Origin of the sequence: Micromonospora sp. NPDC047738, assembly GCF_040642675.1 — a bacterium.
In the GTDB taxonomy this organism is placed as follows: domain Bacteria; phylum Actinomycetota; class Actinomycetes; order Mycobacteriales; family Micromonosporaceae; genus Micromonospora.
In genome coordinates, this window is the sequence record NZ_JBEYSO010000024.1 from 77289 (window position 1) to 100188 (window position 22900).

Sequence of the window (22900 nt, forward strand, 5' to 3'; positions counted from 1 at the left end):
GCCGTCAGTGGCCGCGGCTCTCGTCGTGCGGGCTGCGGCTGCGGCCCAGGGCGTCCACCCGGCCCCACCGGCCGGGGATGTCGAGCACCTCCACCCGGCCCATCCCCTCGGGGAGGGCGGGGTCGATGATCAGGTGCTCACCCTGCGGCTCCAGGCCGAGCATCACCCGGAGCAGCAGCAGCGGAGTGCCGGACGACCAGGCCTGCGGGCTGCACGCGGTGGGGTACTGCACCGGGTAGTCGGTGAGGTCCCGCTCGTAGCCGGCGAACGCCTCGGGGAGCCGCCCCTCGAAGTAGCGGGACGCGCTGAGCATCGCGTCGCAGATCCGGCCGGCCTCCTCCCGGAAGCCGTACCTCATCAGGCCCCACGCGATGAACGAGTTGTCGAACGGCCAGACCGTGCCGACGTGGTACCCGATCGGGTTGTACCGGCCCTGGTCGTCCGCGAGGGTACGCACCCCCCACCCGGAGAAGAGGCGCGGTCCGAGCAGGTGCCGGGCCACGGCGGCCGCCCGTGACTCGTCCACGATGCCGCTCCACAGCAGGTGGCCGATGTTGGAGGAGAGGGCGTCGACGTGCCGTCCCTCCGGATCCAGGGCCAGCGCGTAGTACTCCTTCTCGGGGATCCAGAAGTCCCGGTTGAACCGCTCCTTGAGCGCCGCCGCCTCGCGTTCCAGTTGGTCGGCGTACGCGGGGTCGTTCCAGAACGTCCGGGCCAGCCGGGCGCCGCGCAGCTTGGCGTCGTACGCGTACCCCTGGAGTTCGCAGGTGGCCCGGGGAAACGCGGGCAGTCGGCCGTCGGCGTAGGAGACGGAGTTCCAGGAGTCCTTCCAGCACTGATTCTGCAGGCCGGTCTCCGGGTTGCGGGTCATGTACCAGACGTATCCGGTGCCGAGCAGGTCGCCGTACGTGTCGATCCAGCTCAGCGCCGCCCGGGTCTCGTGCTCCAGTTGCCGGATCAGCGTGGTGTCCCCGGTCCACCGCTCGTACTCGTCGAGCAGGATCACGAAGAGCGCGGTGGAGTCGGCCGAGCCGTAGTACGGGGAGTGCGGCTGCTCGAGGAAGCCGGCGGTCTCCCCGTACCGCAGCTCGTGCAGGATCTTGCCGGGCTCCTCGTCCCGGAAGTCGTCCACCCGGCTGCCCTGCAGGCCGGCCAGCATGAGGATGGTCGGTGGGACCAGCTCGGGCAGGAAGGGCAGCACCTGCAGCGAGGTGAAGATGCTGTCCCGGCCGAACAGGGTCATGAACCAGGGCAGGCCGGCGGCGAGCAGCCGTACCCCCAGCGCGATCGACTCGTACCGGAGGGCGGCCAGGTCGTTGAGGCTGCGCCGGTACGCCCCGGCCAGCGGCTGGCAGTCGCAGCCGAGTTTCGGGGCCCGCTCGATCAGCTCGTTCTGCTCGGCTTGGATCGCCGCGGCGGTGCGGTGCCCGCCCAGCGGCAGGGTGGTCCGGATGTCCTCACCCCGGGCGCCGTAGATGATCGTGGTGACCTGCAGCCGGGTGGTCCATTCGCCGTGCGGACCGACGCGGATCCGGAAGGTCATGCCGCCCTCGTCGATGTCGCCCGGCGCGCTCGTGCTGATCACGGTCTCCCGGTGGAGATTCTCCCGCCGGTAGACGAGCCGGAGCTCGTTCGTCCCGGTGCCCGGGGTGGTGCGGCCCTTCTTCTGCCGCTGGTGCTTGATCTCGAAAACGTCCGCGAAGTCGGCGCCGATGTCGAGCCGGAGGTTGAACTCCTGCTCCTGACCGGCGTGGTTGAGCACGGTCAGCTCCTCCCCGAAGCTGCCGCCGATCGACCGGCTGCGGAGCACCGAGACCTTGGCGTCGAGGTAGTGCGTCGGCTCGCCGGGGACCAGGAAGAACCGGGTCCCGTACGACTGGGAGTCGTCGATGGAGAGCGGATGCAGCCGCTGGCCGTCGAGGCTGAGTATCCAGGTCGAGACGAACCGGGTGTCGAAGGAGAACAGCCCGGTGGGGAAGTCGAAGGACGGCTCGATGTCGCCGCGCTCGTCGCTGACCAGGAAGGTGTTGCCGTCCAGGATGCTGACCCGCGTCATTCCGACCGTCCGGCCTGTTCGCGGACGACCTCGCGGGCCACCTCGCGGGGGTCCCGGGTGCCGGGCGGGTCGGGGAAGAACCGGCGGAAGAGGAGGAACAGCAGTACGTTGCCGCTGAGCGTGGCCTCGTTGCGGAACACCGCCGCGAGGGCCGACTCGCGTCCGTCGGCCAGTTCCTCGAACAGGTCGGCGCCGACCGTGAAGGTGGCCTCGGCCGGCCGCTGCTCCCGGCTCACCTGGGCCGATCCGGGCGCCAGCTCCACGTACCAGTGCTCGGTGCGGTTGCCGGTGGTCAGGTCGATCTGGAGAGTGCCGGCGGTGGGGCCGCGCAGCACCGCCGGGGCACGCCTCGGCAGCGCCGCGAAGAACTGCTCGGTCGCCTGGCCCACATCCGAATCGTAGGCAGCAGCCGGACATGTCGGGCCAGTATCGGCTCTCCACCCAAGACGGACATTCTCCCGGGTCGGCCGGGAGGCCGTCAGTAGACCAGCGCCTGCGCGCCCTCGGCCATCGTCTCCTCGACGAAGACGGCTGCGCCAGCGATGCGTACGCCGGGGATGACGTCGCCCTGGCCGATGTCCCGCCGGGCGGCGCACTGCGTGCAGGCGGTGACCTTGCCGGTGGCCAGGATCACGTGCAGCAGCTCGGCCAGCGGGGCGGAGTGCGGCAGCTCGAACTCCTGCGCCCGCCCGGGCAGCGCGAACCAGGTCGACTCCCCGGTGAGCCAGAGCGACACGTCGACCCCGGCGGCCGCCGCCGTGGCGGCAACGGTGAAGGCCTGGGCGCAGCGCTCGGGGGCGTCCGCCCCGGCGGTGGCCTTGACGACGAGAGTACGGGCCATGGCGCCCAGCATAGGATGGCCCGGATGGTTACCGAGATCGGGTTCGTCAGCCTGCTGGTCGCCGGACTGGGCGCGCTCGCCGGGGGCCTGGTCTATCTGGCCGTGAAGATTTCGAGAGGAAAATGGTGAGCGCGAGGAGTGAGCCGGGTTTGCGAGCCCCGCAGTCGCGAACGAAGGTGGCCCCGTGAGCGCGAACACGTCGGACGATAACCCGCTTGCGCCGCCGCCGTGGCTGAACGCGCCGCCGGTCGACTCGTACCCGTACGAGGAGAGCCACGACCTGCGCGTCGGCCCGAAGCTGCACCGGAGCCTGGACGGCCTGCTGCCGTACATCGGGGTGTGGCGGGGGCGCGGCCGGGGCGGGTTCCCGACCATCGAGGACTTCGACTTCGCGCAGGAGATCCGGATCAGCCACGACGGCCGGCCGTTCCTGTTCTACGAGTCCCGCGCCTGGATCCTGGACGAGCAGAGCCGCCCGGTCCGCCCGGCCGGCCGTGAGGTCGGCTGGTGGCGCCCGGTGATGGACGGCGACCGGGTCACCGACGAGCTGGAAGCCCTGATGACCACGCCCACCGGCGTGATGGAGCTGCACATCGGCAAGCGCAAGGGCACCCAGATCGAGTTCGTCACCGACGCGGTGGTCCGGACGGCCACCGCCAAGGAGGTCACCGCCGGCGCCCGCCTCTTCGGCATCGTCGAAGGTGCCCTGCTGTACGCCCAGGAAATGGCCGCCATGGGCCAGCCCCTGAGCCCCCACCTCTCCGCCCGCCTCCTCCGCGTAGCCGGCTGACCCCACCGCTCCGTCCTGTTTCTCCCGTCGATCATGAGGTTGGCGGCGGTCTCCGATCCTGCCGCCAACCTCATGATCAACGCTGTGGATCGGCGGGGGGACGGGGGAAGCCTAGGAGGGTGAGCAGGGTGGGGGTTATGGCGGCGTGGGGGAGGGGGGTTCTGTCGAGGGACCTGACCGCCGTGAGGCCGCGGAGGGACGAGGTTAGCCAGACGCCGTCGGCGGTCGCCAGCTCGGCCGGGGTGACCAGGCGTTCCTCGGCGGTCAGGCCCAGCTCGGGGGCGTGGTCGAGGAGCCAGCGGGCGGTCACGCCGGGCAGCACCCCGGTGGCCGCCGCCGGCACCGTGCACAGCGTCGTACCGGCCAGCCAGACCACGTTCGCGCTCGGCCCCTCCAGCACGTATCCGTCGGTGGAGACCCAGAGCACGTCGTCCACGCCGGCCCGGGCCGCCCAACGGCGCGCCGCGGTGCTCACGGCGTACGAGGTGGACTTCACACCGACCGGCAGCCAGCCCAGCTCGGGGCGGGACCGGGCGGCCACCCCGAGCGGCAGGGTGGCTACCGTCACCCCGTCCCGCCGGGCTCGCCGGGCCTCGGCCGGCACCTCGCCCAGCGTGGCGTACACGGTCGGCGGGCCATCGCCCTCCGGTCCTCGGGTGCAGACCAGCCGCAGCGCCCCCTCCACCTCGGCCGGCCAGCCGGCCCGGATCTCGTCGAGCAACGCGACCAGCACGTCGGCGGGCGGGAGCGCCAGGGCGATCGCCGCCGCGCCGGCCCGCAGCCGGGCCAGGTGGGCGTCGCGCAGCCAGGGCTCCCCGCCGCGCAGGTGCATGGTCTCGAAGAGGCCGTCCCCGTGCAGCACGCCCCGGTCGTCGCCGCGCAGCACCGCCTCCCCGGCCGGTATGACGCCCCGACCCAGCACGGCCACCCGCGATGCCCCCACGAGCGCCGAGGGTAGCCGGGTACCACCGCGGCGACCGGACCGGCGCGGCGGCCGAACTATGATCGGACGGTGTCCGAATCCTCCCTCGCGGAACTGCTCCGCTCCCGTGGGCTGCGGCTGACGGCGCAGCGGCAGCTCGTCCTGCAAGCGGTCATGGACCTGGGGCACGCCACGCCGGAGCAGGTCCACACGGCGGTCCGGGAGGTGGCCGCCGGGGTCAACATCACCACCATCTACCGGACGCTCGAGCTGCTGGAGCGGCTCGGGCTGGTGACACACACCCACCTGTCCCACGGCTCGCCGACCTACCACGCGGCGGGCGAGCACCAGCACGTCCACCTGGTCTGCCGGGAGTGCGGCGCGATCGACGAGATCGAGCCCGAGCTGCTCCGCCCGCTCGCCGACCAGTTGGCCGCGCAGCGGGGGTTCCAGGTGGACATCGGGCACGTGGCGCTCTTCGGCGTCTGCGGCCAGTGCGAGGACGGGGGACGCAAATGATCGACATCGCGGGAGCGGTGGCCGCCGAGGCAATCGACGAGGAGACCCGGGAGCAGCCGGAGCCGGTGCACCGGGCGGCCGGGGTCGGCCCCGTGGCCGCCCACTACGGCGACCCGCTGCGCGAGCAGCGCACCCTGGCCACCGGCGTCGGCCTGGTCGACCGGTCGCACCGGGGCGTCGTGGCGGTGCCGGGCGAGGAGCGGATCGGCTGGCTGCACACCCTGACCAGCCAGCACCTCGCCGGGCTGGGCGCCTGGCAGGGCACCGAACTGCTCGTCCTCTCCCCGCACGGGCACATCGAGCAGCACGCCATGGTCGCCGAGGACGGCGAGACCACCTGGCTGGACACCGAACCGGGGATGACCAGCGGGCTGCTGTCGTACCTGGAGAAGATGCGGTTCTTCAGCAAGGTCGAGCCGCGCGACGCCACCGCCGACCACGCGCTGCTGTCGCTGGTCGGGCCGGAGGCCACCGGCGCGCTCGAGGCCCTCGGCGTCAGCGGGCTGGCCGCGCCGGACGTGGTAGCGGTGCCGGGTCCGAAGTTCCGCTCCGGTGATCTGCCGGCGCGGCCCTCCGTGGTGTACGACGTCCGGCCGCTGCCGATCGGCGGGTGGGCCCGGCGGGTGCCGCTCGGCGTGGACCTGCTGGTGCCCCGCGACGCGATGACCCAGGTGGTGGACGAGCTGCGGGGCGCCGGCGTGCCGGTGGCCGGGTTGTGGGCGTACGAGGCGATCCGGGTGGCCGCCCGGCAGCCCCGGGCCGGGGTGGACACCGACCATCGCACCATCCCGGCCGAGGTCGACCTGATCGCGCCGGCCGTACACCTCGACAAGGGCTGCTACCGGGGGCAGGAGACGGTGGCCCGGGTGCACAACCTGGGTAGGCCGCCGCGCCGGCTCGTCCTGCTGCACCTGGACGGGGTGACCACGGACCAGTTGCCGGCCGCCGGGGCTCCGGTGACCCTGGACGGCCGGACGGTCGGTTTCATCGGCACCGCGGTGCAGCATTACGAGCTGGGCCAGATCGCCCTCGCCGTGGTGAAGCGCAACGTCGCCGACGACGCCCGACTGCTCGTCGGCGAGACCGCCGCCGCCATCGACGCGTCGTAAGCCTGCCTTACTAGGGGTCGCAAGCCGGAAATCTTTCGGCTCTATGGGTCAACGGGCACGATTCTTCCGCCTGGCCGCCTCCCGGGCATCGACCGGAGGCGGGTGGGCCGTCTAGGATCGCCAGCATGACCACTGGGACGTTGATCACGGTTGCCCCCACCGGTGCGGAGTCGGCCAAGGCGGACGTGCCGGCGCTGCCGGTGACGCTCGACGAGCTGCTGCTGACCGCCAAGGAGTGCGAGGCCCTCGGCGCCGCCGTGATCCATGTCCACATCCGCGACGACGAGGCGAAGCCCACCCTCGACCAGGGGCGGCTGCGCGAGACCGTCGCGGCGCTGCGCGAGACCACCGACCTGATCGTGCAGCTCTCCTCCGGCGGTGCGGTGACCGACCCGGAGGCCGACCGGCTGGCCGTGCTGGACGCCGGCCCGGACATGGCCTCCTGCACCATGGGCACGGTCAACTTCGGTGATGACGTCTTCCTCAACCGCTGGGAGTTCATCGTCGCCCTGCACACCCGGATGCAGGAGAAGGGCATCGTCCCCGAGTACGAGATCTTCGACCTCGGCCACCTCACCGCCCTCCAGCGCCTGCTCGGCAAGTACGGCCTGCCGCACGGCGGGCACGTGCACGTCGACTTCGTGATGGGCGTGCCGGGCGGCATGCCGGGCACCACGGCGACCCTGGTCGCGGCCGAGCAGATGCTGCGCGACCTGCCGGCGGGCACCACCTTCTCGGCCACCGGGATCGGCCGCAGCACCATCCCGGTGCTGCTCGCCTCCCTCTCGGCCGGCGGTCACCTGCGGGTCGGCATGGAGGACACGGTCACCTACGCCAAGGGCCGGCCGGTCGAGTCCAACATGCAACTGGTCGCCCGGGCGGTCGGCTTCGCCCAGCTCGCCCAGCGCCCGCCGCTGACGACCACCGAGGCCCGGCAGCTCCTCGGCATGTAAGCCGCGGCAAGCCCTACACCCCTGTACGCCCGCGGTCGACGCCGCTGGTCACCCCGGTGACGGGCCCGCCGGACCCGTCGGTACCGTCCACCTCGTGGGAAAGACGTACGAGGGCGGCGTACCGCTCGCCGAGGTGGTCCGGTCCGGATTCGTGGAGGGCGTCCACCGTGGTTCCGTGGCGGTGCTTGACGCCGCCGGCGCGCCGGTGGCCGGGGCGGGGGACCCGACCTCGCCGATCTTCCCCCGCTCGTCCAACAAGCCGATGCAGGCGATCGGGATGCTCCGGGCCGGCCTGCCGCTGACCGAACCGGCCGACGTGGCGCTGGTCTCGGCCAGCCACGCCGGCGAGGAGTTCCATGTGGAGCGGGTCACCGCGCTGCTGCGCGGCGCCGGCCTGACCGAAGAGGCGCTGCACTGCCCGCCGGACCTGCCGGTCGGCGAGGCCGCCCGGGAGGCGGTGCTGCGGGCCGGGGGCGGGCCGACGCGGACCCGGATGAACTGCTCCGGCAAGCACGCCGGGATGCTGCTGACCTGCCTCGCCGCCGGCTGGCCACTGGACGGCTACTGGCGGCCCGAGCACCCGCTCCAGCAGCGGCTGACGGCCGCCGTCGAGGAGTGCACCGGGGAGAGGGTGGCGGCCGTCGGGGTGGACGGCTGCGGCGCGCCGGTGCTCGCCGTGTCGCTGACCGGGCTGGCCCGGGCGTACCTGCGGCTGGTCTCCGCCGAGCCCGGCACCGTGGAGCGGACCGTGGCCGACGCCATGCGGTCGTACCCGGAGCTGGTGGGCGGCACCCAGGCGGACGACACCCGGCTGATGCGCGGCGTGCCCGGGCTGCTGGCGAAGGTCGGCGCGGAGGGTGTCATCGCGGCGGCGGTCCCGGGGGTCGGCGCGGTGGCTCTCAAGATCGATGATGGCGCCGGGCGGGCCCGGATGCCGGTGCTGGTGAGCGCGCTGCGCCGGCTCGGCGTCGAGGCCCCGGTGCTGGCCGAGTACGCCGAGCTGCCGCTGCTCGGCGGCGGCCTGCCGGTCGGTGGGGTCCGCGCCGTCTGGTGACGCACGCGGCGGCGGCTCAGGGCAGGAAGTCGAGCAGGGCGGCGTTGACCGGTTCGGGGCGTTCGAGCGGCAGCAGGTGGGCGGCGTTCGGGACGTCCGGTAGGCGCACCCCGTGCGGGGCCTCGGCGGCGATCCGGTCGGCGAGCCGGCGGAGGTCCGCGACGTCGTCCGCGCCGGTGCCGACCAGCACCGGCATGGCCAGCTCACCCAGCCGGTCGATCGCCGGCGGGTCGAGTTCGCTCACCTCGACGGCGCTGAGGGCCAGTTCGGCGGCGAGTGCCCGACGGTCCATCTCGTCGGCGAACCGGATCAGCTCCGGATCGACGTCCTCCGGGCGGCGGGTCGGGCCGACCACCCAGAACCGCACCTCGCCGGCCGCGGTCGCGGCGAAGTCCTCCGGGTCCGCCTCGCCGACCAGCTCGTCCCAGAGCTGTTCGGTCTCCTCGGACCACTCATTGCCGGACACCGGGGCGCCGAACAGGGCCAGCGCGGAGACCCGGTCCGGGTAGGCCAGTGCGGTGTCCACCGCCACCTTGCCGCCGAACGAGCAGCCCACCAGGGCGGCACGCGTGACGCCCAGGGCGTCCAGCAGCCCGATCACGTCGTCGTGGTGCGCGAACGGGGCCGGGGGCAGTTCGGAGTCGCCGTAGCCGCGCAGGTCGGGGACGATCACCCGGTGCCGGGCGGCGAGCGCGGGCAGTTGGCCCCGCCACATCCGCCGGTCGGCGATGCCGGCGTGGAGCAGCACCAGCGGGCTGCCGCTGCCAGCCTCGTCATACGCGAGCACCGCACCATTCACGTCGATCTTGAGCACGGGGGAACCGTACGGACCCGACAGCCGGGACGCAACCGGCTATCTGAGACCCTGCTAACTCTGGCAAGCATTCTGCTTGCAGTAGCTAGCACCCCGCGCTAGCGTGGAGTCATGGCCACCGGTAAGGAGCTACCCGACGTCGGCGGGTTCATTCGGGATCTGCGCCGCAACGCGAAGATCTCCCTGCGGCAGCTCGCCGAGCAGGCCGGCGTCAGCAATCCGTACCTCAGCCAGATCGAGCGCGGACTGCGCAAGCCGAGCGCCGAGGTGCTCCAGCAGCTCGCCAGCGCGCTGCGCGTCTCGACCCCGGCGATGTATTTGCGCGCCGGGCTGCTGGACGCCAAGGAGGGGCAGGGCGTGCTCGCGGCGATCGCCGTCGACCCCGAGCTGACCATGGCCCAGAAACAGTCCCTCACCCAGATCTACGAGACGTTCCGCCGGGAGAACGCCCGGCTCGCCGAGGCGACCGCCGCGGCGCAGGGCGCCGCCGAGCCGGCCCCGGCCACCGAGCCGACCCCGTCGGCCGGCGTGCCGGGCGAGGCGCCACCGACCGCGGCCACCATCACGCCGGCCACCGCTGGCCCCGCGACGCCGGACGGCACGCCGACCGAGGGCGTCCTCGAGTCGGTCGCCGTCACCGAGGCGGGTCCCGCGCCCGCCCCGACCGCCGCCGATCCCGAGAAGAAGACCGCCCACCGGGTGGTCCGGAAGGCCGCCGGTGCGGCCGAGGAGGAGAAGTCATGACCCAGCCGAAGACCAACCGCATTCCGGCCCCGCTCTACGCCGCCGCCGGCGCCGGCGAGCTGGCCCTCGAGCAGCTCCGCAAGCTGCCCACCGTGGTCAGCGACCTCGGCACCCGGGTCGTCGCCGAATTCGGCGGCAAGGCTGTCGTGACCGGCGTCGAGCTGCGCCAGAAGGCCACCGAGACGCTGAAGAGCGCCAACGAGACGCTGAAGACCGCAACCGCGACCGGGCTGCGGGAGAAGGCCGTCCCGACCGACCTCGACCTGGACAAGTTCCGTGAGGCCGCCGGCCGCAACGCCGCCGCCGTCCTGGCCGGCGCCCAGGAGCGGGCCCAGGCCGCGTCGGCCCGGGCCGTGGCCGCGTACGCCGAGCTGGTCGCCCGCGGTGAGCGGGTCGTCGGCGCAGGCGTGCTGGAGGCCGCGGACACGGTGAACGCCGACATCGAGGCGACCGGGGCCGTCACCACGCCGGCCGCCAAGCCGGCCGAGGTGCCGACCCCGACCGAGGTGGCCGAGGCCGCCGAGGCCAAGCCGGCCGCCGTGAAGCGCACCCGGGCGACCAAGGCCACCGCCACCAGGGCCACCGCGGCGAAGCCGGCGACCCCGTCGGCGAAGCTGCCGAAGACCACGAAGCGGACCCGCCCCGCGGCCGAGTGAGTCGAACCTGGACCGAGACCCCGGACAGCGTCCTGTAGGACGTTTTCCGGGGTCTCGGCATAAGCTTGCCGGCATGGCCTATGCCGCGCCGATCTTCGCGTTCGAAGTCCGCTACGTGATCGAGCTGATCCTGCTCGTCTTCGCCCTGGTCATCGAGGCTGTCGCCCTGGTCCATGCGATCACCCAGCGCTCCGACGCGTTCGCCGCGATCGGCACCCTGCCCAAGGGCGGCTGGATCGCCATCCTGGCGGTCTGCCTGGTGCTCACCCTGCTCGGGGTCGGGGGCGGGGTGCTGAGCATCTTTACCCTGATCGGCATCGCGGCGGGTCTGATCTATCTGCTGGACGTCCGGGTCGGCTTGCGTGACCTGCACGACGGCCGAGGTTCCTGGTGAGGAGTTTCCGCTGGCCCCCGCCGCCGGACGGCGGTCCCCGCACCTGGGGGCCGGGGCCCGGCGCGCCCCGCACCGGCCGGCCGGCGCTGCCCGAACCGGAGACCGAGCTGGTCGCCACCCCGCACGGCGTACGGCTGGAGCGGCTGGTCACCGGCACCGGTGACCCGGTGACGGTGTTCGCCCACGGGCTCGGCAACGGGATCGCCACCACCCGCCCGTTCGGCAGCGGGGTCACCGGCCGCAAGATCTTCTTCCAGTTCCGCGGGCACGGCCGCTCCGACTCGCCGCCCGGGCCGTGGAACTACCTCGACCTGGCCCGCGACCTGCGGGCGATCGCCGACCTCGGCGGCGCCGCCCGGGCCTTCGGGGCGAGCCTGGGCGCCGGCGCGCTGTGCCGGCTGCTCGCCGAGAGCCCGGAACGCTTCGAGAAGCTGGTCTTCTTCCTCCCCGCCGTGCTGGACAGCCCGCGCGGTGAGGTGGCCCGGGCCCGGCTGACCGACCTGCTCGACGCGGTGGCGGAGGGGGACGCCTCGGCCCTGGCCGACGTGGTGTCGCTGGAACTGCCGCCGGCCGTCCGCAACAGCCCGGCCGGCTGGGCCTACCTGCGGCAACGGCTGGACCAGCTGCTCCGCGACGGGCTCGCGCCGGGGCTGGCCAGCCTGCCGGACCAGGCCCCGCTGCGGACCGCCGACGCGCTCGCCGGGGTCACCGCTCCGGCGCTGGTGATCGGCTGCGCCGGCGACGACCTGCACCCGGTGCCGGTCGCCGAGCAGTTGGCCGCCGCGCTCCCGCAGGCCACCCTGCACGTGTACGACCGCCCGGGCGTCCTCTGGTCGGAACGCGCCGACCTGCGGGACCGGATCTCGACGTTCCTCAACGGGTAACCTGCCCGGCATGGGCGTCACACACCACGGCCGTACGCATCGCCTCGACCTTGCCGACCCCACCCTGCGGGAGTGGACGTGCACGGTGCTGGCGGCCGATCCCGGGCAGGGCATCGTGCTGGACCGGTCGGCCTTCTATCCGGGCGGCGGCGGGCAGCCGCCGGACCACGGGGTGCTGCTCTGGCAGGGGGTGCAGACCCGGATCGTGGGCACCCGCAAGGGCGACGACCTCTGGCTCATCCCGGCCGAGGGTGATCCGCTGCCGCCGGTCGGCACCGCCGTCACCGGCGCGGTCGAGGACGTCCGGCGGACCATGCTGATGCGTACCCACTCCGGCCTGCATGTGCTCTGCGGGGTGGTCTTCCGGGACTTCGGCGCGCTGGTCACCGGCGGCAACATGGAACCCGGCGAGGCCCGGATGGACTTCAACCTCCCCGCGGTGCCGTCCGACTTCAAGTCGCGGATCGAGGAGCTGGTCAACGCCGAGGTGGCCGCCGACCGGTCGGTCGCCGTGCGGGTGCTGCCCCGGGCGGAGGCGCTGGCCCTGCCGGACATCATCCGTACCCAGTCCAATCTGATCCCGGCGGACGAGCAGGAGGTCCGGATCGTCGACATTGTCGGGCTGGACGTGCAGGCCGACGGGGGCACCCACGTCGCCTCCACCGCCCAGATCGGCAAGGTCCAGGTGGTCAAGGTGGAGAGCAAGGGCCGGGCCAACCGCCGGGTCCGCGTCCGCCTGGTGGACTGACGCGACTCCCGGCGCGTGCCGCGCGCCGGGAGCCGTGGATCAGACGTTGGGCTGGTTGCCGCACCGTGCCGTCAGCGTGCGAGCAGGTCGGGCGGCAGGTGGGCGGCCCGGACGTCGAGCAGCCAGCGCTCCACGGTCTCCTCGTCGGGCCGCTCCGGGAGCGGCGTACGGATCTGGTCGAAGTCCCGCTCGGCCGCCGTGACCAGCGCCTCCGCCTCGTCCAGCGCGCCGCCCGCGACCCGCTCGCCGAACGCCCGGAACCACTCCGGGTCGGCCAGCCGAATCTCCAGCACCCCGGTCGCGTAGAGCACCCGGCCCTGGTGCAGCAGCCGGGCCAGGTGCCGGGCGTGCTTCGCCGACCGCCGCCGGCCACCCGTTGACGAGTCTCGCCCGGCCAGCTTCCGGAACTGTTGGGTGGCGTAACCGAGGTAGGCGTCCCGGACCCGGGGGGCGCTGAGGAAGGCCGAGCGGATGGCGATCAGTCGCTCGCCGAACTCCGTCCGCGTCTCGTAGCAGTCGTCCGGCAGCCACATCAGCTCGGTTGCGGTCGGGTTGCCGCTCAAGGCGAGACGACAGTATTTCGCCGCCTCGTGTTGCGTGACGTCGGGCTCGGTGGTGACCACCGATTCCCGGGGCGGGTGCAGACCGTGGAAGGCGACGGTCGGAGCGGCGAACACGCCGATCCGGTCCACGTCCGATCCTGGTCCGGCCAGCCCGTACGCGACCGAGCCGACGATCCCGGAGAGCAGCAGGTGCATGCCGGTCATGATGGCGGATCCGATGCACACCGAAAACCGGACTTCCGCTGTCAGGTATCGCTGCCATCGTCGTCCGCATGAGCCAACCGCTGACAGGGAAGATCGCACTCGTCGCCGGGGCGACCCGGGGCGCCGGCCGGCAGATCGCCGTCCAGCTCGGTGCCGCCGGGGCGACCGTCTACGCCACCGGCCGCAGCACCCGGGAGCGCCGCTCCGAGCTGGACCGGCCGGAGACCATCGAGGAGACGGCCGAGCTGGTCACGGCCGCCGGGGGCGCCGGCATCGCGGTCCCCGTCGACCACCTCGACCCCGACCAGGTACGCCGCCTGGTCGACCGGATCGACGCCGAGCAGGGCCGGCTGGACGTGCTGGTCAACGACATCTGGGGCGCCGAGCCGTTCATCACCTGGGAGACGCCGCTCTGGGAGCAGCCGCTCGATGACGGTCTGCGCGCGCTCCGGCTCGCCATCGACACGCACATCATCACCAGTCACTTCGCGCTGAAGCTGCTGGTGCGCAACCCCGGCGGCCTGGTCGTGGAGGTCGGCGACGGCACCACCGAATACAACGCGTCGAACTACCGGGTCTCGTTCTTCTACGACCTGGCGAAGACCGCGGTGAACCGGCTGGCGTTCGCTCAGGCCCATGAGCTGCGCCAGCACGGCGCGACCGCGGTCGCGCTCACCCCCGGCTGGCTGCGTTCCGAGAACATGCTGGAGCTGTTCGGCGTCACCGAGGAGAACTGGCAGGACGCCCTGGAGAAGCAACCGCACTTCGCCATCTCGGAGACGCCCGCGTTCGTCGGACGCGCGGTTGCGGCCCTCGCCGCCGACCCGGACCGGGCCCGGTGGAACGGAAGGTCCGTCTCCAGCGGCGAGCTGGCCCAGGTGTACGGCTTCACCGACCTCGACGGCAGCCGTCCCGATGCCTGGCGCTATCTGGTCGAGGTGCAGGACCCGGGGAAGCCGGCCGACGTCACCGGTTACCGCTGACCGCCGGCGCGGCGGTGCCGAGCCCTGCCGACGTCGCCGGGTCCGGCTCCAGGTAGAGCGCGGCCGCGCGACGGGCCGCCTCGGCGAACCGCTCGCGCAGCTCCGGCGGGTCGAGCACCTCCACCTCGGGGCCGAGCGAGAGCAGTTGGGCGTACGCCACCGCGACGGACTCGACGGGCAGCCGGAGCACCATCCGACCCTGCCCGTCGGGCCCCTCGGCGGCGCCGACCGCCTCGTCGTACACGAAGGGTGCGTCGGCGAGGTGCCGGAGCGCGCGCAGGCCGGCGGGGCTGAGCCGGACCTTGACCTCGGCCCGGAGCATGTCCCGCAGGAACGCCTCGGCCTGCTCCCGCCAGTACGCCCCCAGGTCGAAGCCCTCGTCCCGGTCGAAGGTCGCCCCGCCCACCTCGACGCCGACCACCCGGTCCACCCGGTACGTCCGGTACCCGTGGCCGACCCGGCCGACCAGATACCAGACCCCGCTCTTCAGCACCAGCCCGTACGGCTGGACGGTGCGGGTCACCTCCCGCTCGCCCCGGCGGTAGCGCAGCTCGACGACCCGGTCCCGCCAGACCGCCCGGGCCAGCTCGGTCAGCCATGCGGGCGGCTCGCTCTGCCGGAACCAGCCCGGCACGTCGAGGTGGAACCGCTGCCCGGTCCGGGCCGGCGCGTCGCGGAGGCTCGGCGGGAGCGCGGCGAGCACCTTCAGCTCGGCACCGGCGACCGCGTCGGCCAGCCCCATGTCGCCGGCCGGTCCGGGCAGCCCGGCCAGGAAGAGCACTTCCGCCTCGTCCCTGGTCAGCCCGGTCAGCCGGGTCCGGTAGCCGCCGAGCAGGCGGTACCCGCCGGCCCGGCCCCGGTCCGCGTAGACCGGCACCCCGGCGGCGGAGAGCGCCAGCACGTCCCGGTAGACGGTGCGCTCGGAGACCTCCAGCTCGCGGGCCAGCTCGGCCGCGGTCATCGTCTCCCGCGACTGCAGCAGCAGCACGAGGGAGATCAGCCGGGAGGCACGCATCCGACCATCCTGCCCGAGTTCGCGCGACCAGGGTTGCCGCAGGCGACGACTACGCTGTCGGGTCGTGGACGTACCCCGCCTCGCCGCGCCGGTGACCGGCGCCGCCACCCGCTTCCTCGCCGGCGCCGGTCTGCTGCTGCGCGGCATCGGCCTCTACGTCCGCAGCCCCGGGCTCATGCTGCTCGGCGTCGTCCCGGCGCTCATCTCCGGCGTGCTCTTCGTCGCCGCGTTCGCCACCCTGCTCTATTTCGTGGACGACCTCGCCGCGCTGGTCACCCCGTTCGCGGACGACTGGTCGGGGGCCTGGCGGGGTCTGGTCCGGGTGATCGCCGGGCTGGCGATCGTGGGCCTGGCCGGCCTGCTCGGGGTGCTCACCTTCACCGCGGTCACCCTGGCCCTCGGCGACCCGTTCTACGAGAAGATCTCCGAGCGGGTCGAGGACCGGCTCGGCGGCACCCCGGGCGCGGTCGAGGTGCCCTTCTGGGCCTCGGTGCGCCGCAGCATCGTCGACTCGCTGCGGCTGCTGGCGGTCTCCGTGCTGGTCGGCGTACCCCTCTTCGCGGCCGGCTTCATCCCGGTGGTCGGGCAGACGGTCGTCCCGGTGCTCGGCGCGGCGGTGGGTGGCTGGTTCCTCGCCCTGGAGTTGGTCGGCGCGGCCTTCTACCGCCGAGGGATGGGGCTGCCGGAGCGCCGGTCACTGCTCAAGGCCGACCGACCGACCACCCTGGGCTTCGGCGTGGCCGTCTTCGTGTGCTTCCTGATCCCGCTCGGCGCGGTGCTGGTCATGCCGGCCGCCGTCGCAGGCGCCACCCTGCTCGCCCGCCGGTCGCTCGGCCAGTCCGTCGAGTAGTCTTCCCGGGCCGTGCCAGGCGGCCGTCGGGTCGCTGCCGGCCTCAGGTGAGTTCGCGTAGGCAGGACCACTGGGTGGCCACCGGCCGGTAGCCGAGCCGGGCGTTGACCGCCAGCATCGGCGCGTTCGCCCCGTCGTTCGAGGTGTACGCGACGCGGACGCCCCCGAGCGCGGCCCGGTGCAGCGCGGCCCGCTTGACCAGCCTGGCCAGGCCGCGGCTCCGGTGTCCGGGCACCGTGCCGGTGAATGCCGACCACATCCGGTCGCCGTCCCGCTTGACCAGGCTGACCGCGGCCAGCGTGCCGTCCACCTCGGCCACCGTGCTGGCGGCCCGGTCCAGCCCCGGGTTGTCCCAGACCTCGTGGTGCCAGATGTCGTAGCCCATGGCGTCCGTCGGGACGTCGCCCGGTTCGTCCAGCGACGACTCGGCGTCCACCTGGTGGATCCGGCGTGGGTCCAGCTCGGCGGCCGGGAGCAGCCGTACGCCTGGCGGCGGCTCGGGCATCGGCGGGGCCGGCTGCAGGTCGAGCGCGGAGTAGCGCAGCTCCCGGCTGGGCGTGAAGCCGTGCCGGCGGGCGAACGGCAGGGACTCGGGCTGGGACCAGGTGAGCACCCGCCGCGCGCCGATGACGCGCAGGTGACCGAGCGCGGCCGCCAGGAGCGCGGTGCCGGCACCCTGACCTCGGTACGCCGGATGCACGTGCAGGGTGGCAACCTCCCCGACGTCCGGCTCCGAGGTCTGGCTGTTCCGGTAGGCCGACGTCCAGCCGACCACCTGTCCGTCCGCCTCGGCCACCCAGGCGGTCCAGTCCTCCTCGGGCGGCGGCTGGGCGATCATGCGCCGGGTCGACTCGACGCCGCGTACCAGGTACGGGTGCACGACCGCGCGGAGGGCCACGACGCCCGGCGCGTCGTCGGGGCGGGCGGGACGGATCACAGGCACGGGCCGACGGTAGCCGCAGCTTCCGGAACGCGCGACGGGTTAATGGCGGCCACTTTCGCCTGTAGATGGAAAAAGTCGTGCACGGTCCGGCAGAACTTTCGTCTCCTGCATCTGTCCTTTGTGTTTCGCGGCCGTTAAGGTCCCGCGTAGAAGCTGGTCGATCGGGTGAGGAGGCGCCGTGTCCCGCAAGCCGTTACGCCGTCTGTTGTCGGCAGCGCTCGGTGCGCTGCTGGCGCTGCCGATAGCCGGGAGCCTCTCGACGCCGGCCTCGGCGGCCGAACCGGGCTTCCGGGCCCTGGTCTTCTCGAAGACCGCGGGATTCCGGCATGACTCGATCCCCGCCGGGATCGCGGCGATCCAGAAGCTCGGGCAGGAGAACAACTTCGCCGTCGACGCGACCGAGGACGCCGGGGCGTTCACCGACGCGAACCTGGCCCAGTACGACGTGGTGGTCTGGCTCTCGACCACCGGCGACGTGCTCAACGCCGACCAGCAGGCGGCCTTCGAGCGGTACATCCGCCAGGGCGGCGGGTACGCCGGCGTGCACGCCGCCTCGGACACCGAGTACGAGTGGCCGTGGTACGGCAAGCTCGTCGGCGCGTACTTCAACAGCCACCCGGCCATCCAGCAGGCCACGGTCAAGGTGGACGACCACGTGCACCCGTCCACCGAGTCGCTGCCGGACCGGTGGGTCCGCACCGACGAGTGGTACAACTACCGCGCCGATCCGCGTGGCGAGGTGCACGTGCTCGCGGCCCTCGACGAGCGGACGTACGCCGCCGGGGCGGGCGCGATGGGCACGAGCCACCCGATCGCCTGGTGCCAGCAGTACGACGGCGGGCGGTCCTGGTACACCGGCGGCGGCCACACCGACGCCTCGTACCGCGAGCCGGAGTTCCTGCGGCACCTGCTCGGCGGGATCAAAACGGCCGCCGGGGCCGTGCCGGCGGACTGCGGGGCGACCGTCGACGCCAACTTCGCGCAGGTGACCCTCGCCAAGGGCGCGGACACCACGGGCGAACCGATGAACCTCGCCGTGCTGCCGGACCGGCGGGTGCTGCACACCTCCCGCGACGGCCGCGTCTTCCTCACCACGCCGCAGGGCGTGACCAGCCTCGCTGGCCGGCTCCCGGTCTACAACCACGACGAGGACGGGTTGCAGGGCATCGGGGTGGACCCCGGCTTCGCCAGCAACGGCTGGATCTACCTCTACTTCGCGCCCCCGCTGGACACCCCGGAGGGGGACGCGCCGAACGACGGCACCAGCGCGGACTTCGCCCGCTTCGACGGGGTGAACCGGCTGTCCCGGTTCAAACTCACCGACGGCACCCTCGACCTGGCCAGTGAGCAGAAGATCCTCGAGGTGCCGGCCAACCGGGGCATCTGCTGCCACGCCGGGGGCGACATCGCCTTCGACGCGGCGGGCAACCTTTACCTCTCCACCGGCGACGACTCCAACCCGTTCGCCTCCAACGGCTACACCCCGATCGACGAGCGGGCCAGCCGCAACCCGGCGTACGACGCGCAGCGCTCGTCGGCCAACCCGAACGACCTGCGCGGCAAGGTGCTGCGCATCAAGGTGGCCGCCGACGGCAGCTACCAGTCGCCGGCGGGCAACCTCTTCCCGGCCGGCACCGCCGGCACCCGGCCCGAGATCTACGCGATGGGCTTCCGCAACCCGTTCCGGTTCACCGTCGACCCGGAGACCGGCTGGCTCTACCTCGGTGAGTACGGCCCGGACGCCGGCGCCGCCGACCCGAACCGCGGTCCGGGCGGGATGGTGGAGTTCAACCAGATCCGCGGCCCCGGCAACTTCGGGTGGCCGTACTGCGTCGGCCCGAACGTCGCGTACAACGACTACGACTTCGCCACCGGGACCTCCGGGCCGAAGTTCGACTGCGCCGCCCCCCGCAACACCTCGCCCCGCAACACCGGCAAGCAGGACCTGCCCGCCGCGCAGCCGGCGTGGATCACGTACGACGGTGCCTCGGTGCCGGAGTTCGGCGACGGCAGCGAGTCGCCGATGGGCGGCCCGGTCTACCGGTACGACCCCGACCTGAGGTCGGACACCAAGTTCCCCGAGTACTTCGACGGCACGTTCTTCGCGGCCGACTGGGGACGCGGCTGGATCAAGAACGTCGTCCTGGACGACGCCGGCCAGCCGCTCAGCATCAACCCGTTCCCCGAGCAGGTCGTGCGGCCGATGGACATCGAGTTCGGCCCGGACGGCTCCCTCTACGTCCTCGACTACGGCAGCGGCTACTTCGGTGGCGCGCCGGACTCGGCCGTCTACCGGATCGACTACGTCAAGGGCAAGCGTGCCCCGATCCCGGCGGTGAGCGCCAACCCGACCTCCGGGCCGGCCCCGCTCACCGTGGCCTTCTCCTCCGCCGGGTCCCGGGATCCCGATCCGGGCGACTCGTTCACCTACGCCTGGGACTTCACCGATGACGGCACGGTCGACTCGACCGAGCCGGACCCCACCTTCACCTACACCACGAACGGGCAGTTCACCGCCCGGCTCACCCTGACCGACCAGGCCGGTACGACCGGAACGGCGACCATGCAGATCACGGTCGGCAACACCGCGCCGCGGGTCGAGTTCGCCGCCCCGCCCGCCGGTGGCGTGTTCCAGTTCGGTGACCGGGTGCCGTTCACCGCGCGGGTCACCGACCCGGAGGACGGCGAGATCGACTGCGGGACCGTGCAGATCGACTACGCCCTGGGCCACGACACACACAGCCACGGGCTGGTCCAGACGCACGCCTGCGAGGGGGTGCTCGACACCGTCGCCGAGGACGGCCACAGCGCCGACGCCAACCTCTACGGCGTGCTCGCCGCGACCTACACCGACCAGGGCGCAGCGGGCGTGCCGCCGCTCACCGGGCAGACCCGGCTGGTCCTCCAGCCGCGGGTCCGGCAGAGTGAGCACTTCACCGAGGCCAACGGGATCCAGGTCGTTGACGCGGGTGGCGCGCACGGCGGGAAGCGCGTCGGCTACATCGACAACGGCGACTGGATCGCGTTCGACACGTACAACCTGACCGGCATCACCGGCGTCCAGGCCCGGCTCTCCTCGGGCGGCGGGGGCGGCACCCTCGAGTTCCGGACGGACCGGCCGGACGGACCCCTGCTCGCCAGCATGGCCGTGGCGAACACCGGCGGCTGGGACAACTACGTCGACAGCCCGGTCGTCCCGGTCACCGACCCCGGTGGCACCCACCGGCTCTACCTGGTGTTCAAGGGTTCCGGCGGCGGGCTCTTCGACGTCGACGAGTTCACCTTCCACGGCAAGGGCGTGGCGTCGAGCACCCGCCCGGAGGTGACCGCGTCGGCCGACGTCGCCCAGGCGCAGATCCCGGCGACCGTCAGGTTCACCGCCGCCGGCACCGACCGCGACGGGGACCCGCTCAGCTACGCCTGGGAGTTCGGTGACGGAGCGACGTCGACGGAGCAGAACCCGACGCACACCTACACCAAGGCCGGCATCCACACGGCCAAGGTCACCGCGCGTGATCCGTCCGGGCTGGCCGCGTCGGCCACCGTCACGGTGAACACTTATCGGGTGGCACCGCCGTGCGCAGACCCGTCCGCCGAGGTGAACCCGGACGACGAGTTCACCGGCGAGGTCATCGACCGGTGCCGGTGGTCGGTGCTGCGCGAAGACCCCGCGCGCTACCGGCTCGTCGGCGGGTCGCTACAGATCGACGCCCTCCCGGGTGACATGTACGGCGGCGCCACCGACGCGAAGAACATCCTGCTCCAGGACGCCCCGGCCGGGGCGTGGCAGGCCGTGACGAAGGTGACCATCGACCACACGGACGCGTGGGAGCAGGCGGGGCTCATCGTGCACGGCGACGACCCGAACTTCGTCAAGTTCTCGTTCATCAGGACCGACAGCGGGGTGCGCAACTTCGAGTTCATCCAGCAGCAGGGCGGGTCGCCGATCGACGGCGGCGCCGTCGACCGTTCACCCAACCTGGCCGTGGACTTCCCGCACACGGTGTGGATGAAGATCACCAGCGACGGGCGGGCGCTGACGGCGGCGTACTCGACCGACGGTGAGCAGTGGACGACCGTCGGCCGGCCGCGGGACCTGTCCGCCGTGCCGAACCCGAAGGTGGGCGTCGCCGCCTTCAACGGCACCGGCAACCCGGCGTCGTTCGACTTCTTCCGGCTCGACGACGCGCCGCAGAACGCCTGCACGCCGACCGCTCCGGAGGCCGGCTACACCAGCCTGTTCGACGGCACCTCGGCGAGCCTGGCCAAGTGGAAGCAAGCCGGGCCGGGCGGGTTCCTGCACGCCGCCGACTGCACCCTGCTGTCGTACGGCGGGCTGGGCCTGCACTGGTATGACCAGAGCTTCCGCGACTACAGCCTGAAGCTGGACTGGAAGATGGCCGGGGACGACAACTCCGGGATCTTCGTCGGGTTCCCGAACCCGGGCAACGACCCGTGGCTGGCGGTCAACCAGGGGCACGAGATCCAGATCGACGCCACGGACGTGCCGGAGAAGACGACCGGGGCGATCTACAACTTCCAGTCGGCCGACCTGGCCGCCCGGGACGCCGCGCTCAAGCCGCCGGGGCAGTGGAACTCGTACGAGATCGTCGTCCGGGGCCAGAGCATCGTGGTCCACCTGAACGGCGTGAAGATCAACGAGTACGTCAACACCGACCCGGCCCGGATGCGGCAGCCCAGCTACGTCGGCATCCAGAACCACGGCAACGGTGACGACGTCTACTTCCGCAACGTCCGGCTCAAGCAACTGCCGTCGGACACCGTCGCGCCCACCACCCGGGCGACCACCTCGCCGGCCGAGCCGGACGGTGCCGCCGGCTGGTTCCGCTCCGACGTCACGGTGACCCTGCAGGCCACCGACGACGACAGCGGCGTGGCGCGGACCGAGTACCGGACCGACGGCGGGTGGACCCGCTACAGCGGGCCGATCCCGGTGACCGGCGACGGCGAGCACACCGTCGAGTACCGCTCGGTGGACCTCGCGGGCAACGCCGAGGCGCCGCGGAAACTGGCGCTCAAGCTTGACGGGACCGCGCCCGTCTCCGCCGCGACGTTCGCCCCGCCGGGCGACTCGGGGTGGCACAACGGTGCGGTGCCGGTCACCATAACGGCCACCGACCAGACGTCCGGGGTGGCGAGGATCGAGTACTCGCTCGACGGCGGCGCCTGGACGCCGTACGTCGACTCGGTCGAGGTGCGTGGCGACGGCAACCACACCCTCCGGTACCGCGCCACGGACCGGGCGGGGAACGTGGAGGACGTGAAGTCCGCCGTACTGAAGATCGACGGCACGGCCCCGGCGGTCCTGCTCTCCGGGGTGGCGGCCGGTGCGACGTACGGCGACAGCCAGGACGTGCGGATCACCTACTCGGCGACCGACGGCACGTCGGGGGTCACCTCGCTGGTCGGCACGCTCGACGGGAAGCCGATCCTCGACGACACCCTGCTGCCGCTCTACGGGCTGTCGCTCGGCGAGCACACGCTGGCCGTGGTGGCGACCGACGCGGCGGGCAACCGGTCGACCCGGTCGATCACGTTCACCGTGACGACCTCGATCGAGGACATGGGCAACCTGGTGGACCGGTTCCGGGCCACCGGCTGGCTCTCTGCCGAGAGCGCCAGTCAGCTGCACAAACCGTTGGACCAGGCCGGCAAGTTCGCGGCCAAGGGGCTCAACAAGCAGGCGGTGCGGGAGCTCCGGCCGTTCCGGGACCTGGCGGGTGATCCGAAGGTGGTGCCGAACGCCGAGGTGCGCGCCGTCCTGGTCCGCGACGCGGACGTGATGATCGAGCGGTTGTCCGGGAAGTAGGTCGACGAGCCGGGGCCGGGGGTGTCAC

22 protein-coding genes are annotated in these 22900 nt (G+C 72.7%); 14 read left to right on the top strand and 8 right to left on the bottom strand.

The window, feature by feature from the left end; genetic code table 11:
- Positions 1-4 precede the first annotated feature (4 nt).
- From ABZ783_RS28580 to ABZ783_RS28590, 3 genes are all read right to left on the bottom strand, one after another.
- The gene (locus tag ABZ783_RS28580) at positions 5-2056 is read right to left on the bottom strand and encodes a glycogen debranching N-terminal domain-containing protein (RefSeq protein ID WP_357443459.1); all 2052 of its coding nucleotides are present in this window, start codon (positions 2054-2056) and stop codon (positions 5-7) included.
- Positions 2053-2445, bottom strand: coding sequence for an SCP2 sterol-binding domain-containing protein (locus ABZ783_RS28585; RefSeq protein ID WP_357443461.1), 393 nt, complete (start codon positions 2443-2445; stop codon positions 2053-2055). Before ABZ783_RS28585 ends, ABZ783_RS28580 begins: the two co-directional genes overlap by 4 nt.
- A gap of 89 nt (positions 2446-2534) precedes the next feature.
- On the bottom strand, positions 2535-2909 hold the full coding sequence (locus tag ABZ783_RS28590) for a DsrE family protein (protein ID WP_073834485.1): 375 nt from the start codon (positions 2907-2909) through the stop codon (positions 2535-2537).
- A gap of 12 nt (positions 2910-2921) precedes the next feature.
- Here ABZ783_RS28590 and mtfM point away from each other — a divergent pair, with 12 nt between their 5' ends.
- Together mtfM and ABZ783_RS28600 are read left to right on the top strand one after the other, a co-directional pair.
- Entirely contained in the window at positions 2922-3026 is a 105-nt protein-coding gene (gene mtfM, locus ABZ783_RS28595) for a small membrane protein MtfM (protein WP_274534545.1), read from the top strand.
- A 55-nt stretch (positions 3027-3081) separates the two neighbouring features.
- On the top strand, positions 3082-3687 hold the full coding sequence (locus ABZ783_RS28600; RefSeq protein WP_357443464.1) for an FABP family protein: 606 nt from the start codon (positions 3082-3084) through the stop codon (positions 3685-3687).
- Positions 3688-3763: 76 nt separating this feature from the next.
- On the opposite strand, the gene ABZ783_RS28605 is transcribed toward ABZ783_RS28600, so the two are convergent.
- Positions 3764-4630, bottom strand: coding sequence for an aminotransferase class IV (locus ABZ783_RS28605; RefSeq protein ID WP_357443466.1), 867 nt, complete (start codon positions 4628-4630; stop codon positions 3764-3766).
- Positions 4631-4699: 69 nt separating this feature from the next.
- Here ABZ783_RS28605 and ABZ783_RS28610 point away from each other — a divergent pair, with 69 nt between their 5' ends.
- From ABZ783_RS28610 to ABZ783_RS28625, 4 genes are all read left to right on the top strand, one after another.
- Positions 4700-5128 (top strand): Fur family transcriptional regulator, encoded by a 429-nt coding sequence (locus ABZ783_RS28610; protein ID WP_073834482.1) that lies wholly within the window; start codon positions 4700-4702, stop codon positions 5126-5128.
- Complete coding sequence (locus tag ABZ783_RS28615; RefSeq protein ID WP_357443468.1) at positions 5125-6237, top strand: folate-binding protein; 1113 nt, start codon at positions 5125-5127, stop codon at positions 6235-6237. Before ABZ783_RS28610 ends, ABZ783_RS28615 begins: the two co-directional genes overlap by 4 nt.
- Positions 6238-6362: 125 nt before the next feature.
- Entirely contained in the window at positions 6363-7190 is an 828-nt protein-coding gene (locus ABZ783_RS28620; RefSeq protein WP_357443470.1) for a 3-keto-5-aminohexanoate cleavage protein, read from the top strand.
- 94 nt (positions 7191-7284) lie between these two features.
- Entirely contained in the window at positions 7285-8244 is a 960-nt protein-coding gene (locus tag ABZ783_RS28625) for an asparaginase (protein WP_357443472.1), read from the top strand.
- 16 nt (positions 8245-8260) lie between these two features.
- Here ABZ783_RS28625 and ABZ783_RS28630 read toward each other — a convergent pair whose 3' ends face one another.
- Positions 8261-9058, bottom strand: a complete 798-nt coding sequence (locus ABZ783_RS28630) for an alpha/beta hydrolase (protein WP_357443474.1) — start codon at positions 9056-9058, stop codon at positions 8261-8263.
- Between the two features lie 111 nt (positions 9059-9169).
- Here ABZ783_RS28630 and ABZ783_RS28635 point away from each other — a divergent pair, with 111 nt between their 5' ends.
- The 5 genes from ABZ783_RS28635 to ABZ783_RS28655 all read left to right on the top strand — a co-directional run bounded on the left by ABZ783_RS28635 (position 9170) and on the right by ABZ783_RS28655 (position 12484).
- Positions 9170-9802 (top strand): helix-turn-helix transcriptional regulator, encoded by a 633-nt coding sequence (locus ABZ783_RS28635; protein WP_357443476.1) that lies wholly within the window; start codon positions 9170-9172, stop codon positions 9800-9802.
- Positions 9799-10458, top strand: a complete 660-nt coding sequence (locus ABZ783_RS28640; RefSeq protein ID WP_357443478.1) for a hypothetical protein — start codon at positions 9799-9801, stop codon at positions 10456-10458. Before ABZ783_RS28635 ends, ABZ783_RS28640 begins: the two co-directional genes overlap by 4 nt.
- Before the next feature lie 73 nt (positions 10459-10531).
- Positions 10532-10852 carry a DUF2516 family protein gene (locus ABZ783_RS28645; RefSeq protein WP_073834475.1) on the top strand — a complete coding sequence of 107 codons (321 nt, stop codon included), beginning with the start codon at positions 10532-10534 and terminating at the stop codon, positions 10850-10852.
- Positions 10849-11736, top strand: coding sequence for an alpha/beta hydrolase (locus tag ABZ783_RS28650; RefSeq protein WP_357443480.1), 888 nt, complete (start codon positions 10849-10851; stop codon positions 11734-11736). The genes ABZ783_RS28645 and ABZ783_RS28650 overlap by 4 nt, the downstream gene beginning before the upstream one ends.
- A gap of 10 nt (positions 11737-11746) precedes the next feature.
- Positions 11747-12484, top strand: a complete 738-nt coding sequence (locus ABZ783_RS28655; RefSeq protein ID WP_357443482.1) for an alanyl-tRNA editing protein — start codon at positions 11747-11749, stop codon at positions 12482-12484.
- Between the two features lie 71 nt (positions 12485-12555).
- Here ABZ783_RS28655 and ABZ783_RS28660 read toward each other — a convergent pair whose 3' ends face one another.
- Positions 12556-13242 (bottom strand): nucleotidyltransferase domain-containing protein, encoded by a 687-nt coding sequence (locus ABZ783_RS28660; RefSeq protein WP_357443532.1) that lies wholly within the window; start codon positions 13240-13242, stop codon positions 12556-12558.
- Positions 13243-13319: 77 nt separating this feature from the next.
- On the opposite strand from ABZ783_RS28660, the gene ABZ783_RS28665 reads away from it, so the two are divergent.
- Complete coding sequence (locus ABZ783_RS28665; RefSeq protein ID WP_357443484.1) at positions 13320-14234, top strand: SDR family oxidoreductase; 915 nt, start codon at positions 13320-13322, stop codon at positions 14232-14234.
- Here the strand turns inward: ABZ783_RS28665 and ABZ783_RS28670 are convergent.
- Positions 14218-15249 carry a YafY family protein gene (locus ABZ783_RS28670; protein ID WP_357443486.1) on the bottom strand — a complete coding sequence of 344 codons (1032 nt, stop codon included), beginning with the start codon at positions 15247-15249 and terminating at the stop codon, positions 14218-14220. The two genes, ABZ783_RS28665 and ABZ783_RS28670, sit on opposite strands and share 17 nt — an antisense overlap.
- A 64-nt stretch (positions 15250-15313) precedes the next feature.
- Here ABZ783_RS28670 and ABZ783_RS28675 point away from each other — a divergent pair, with 64 nt between their 5' ends.
- A complete protein-coding gene (locus tag ABZ783_RS28675) occupies positions 15314-16099 on the top strand; it encodes an EI24 domain-containing protein (protein ID WP_357443488.1) in 786 nt (261 codons plus the stop codon).
- 43 nt (positions 16100-16142) lie between these two features.
- Here the strand turns inward: ABZ783_RS28675 and ABZ783_RS28680 are convergent, their stop codons facing one another.
- Positions 16143-17042 (bottom strand): GNAT family N-acetyltransferase, encoded by a 900-nt coding sequence (locus ABZ783_RS28680; RefSeq protein ID WP_357443490.1) that lies wholly within the window; start codon positions 17040-17042, stop codon positions 16143-16145.
- 178 nt (positions 17043-17220) lie between these two features.
- Here ABZ783_RS28680 and ABZ783_RS28685 point away from each other — a divergent pair, with 178 nt between their 5' ends.
- Positions 17221-22872 (top strand): ThuA domain-containing protein, encoded by a 5652-nt coding sequence (locus tag ABZ783_RS28685; protein ID WP_357443492.1) that lies wholly within the window; start codon positions 17221-17223, stop codon positions 22870-22872.
- The last annotated feature ends 28 nt before the right edge of the window (positions 22873-22900 follow it).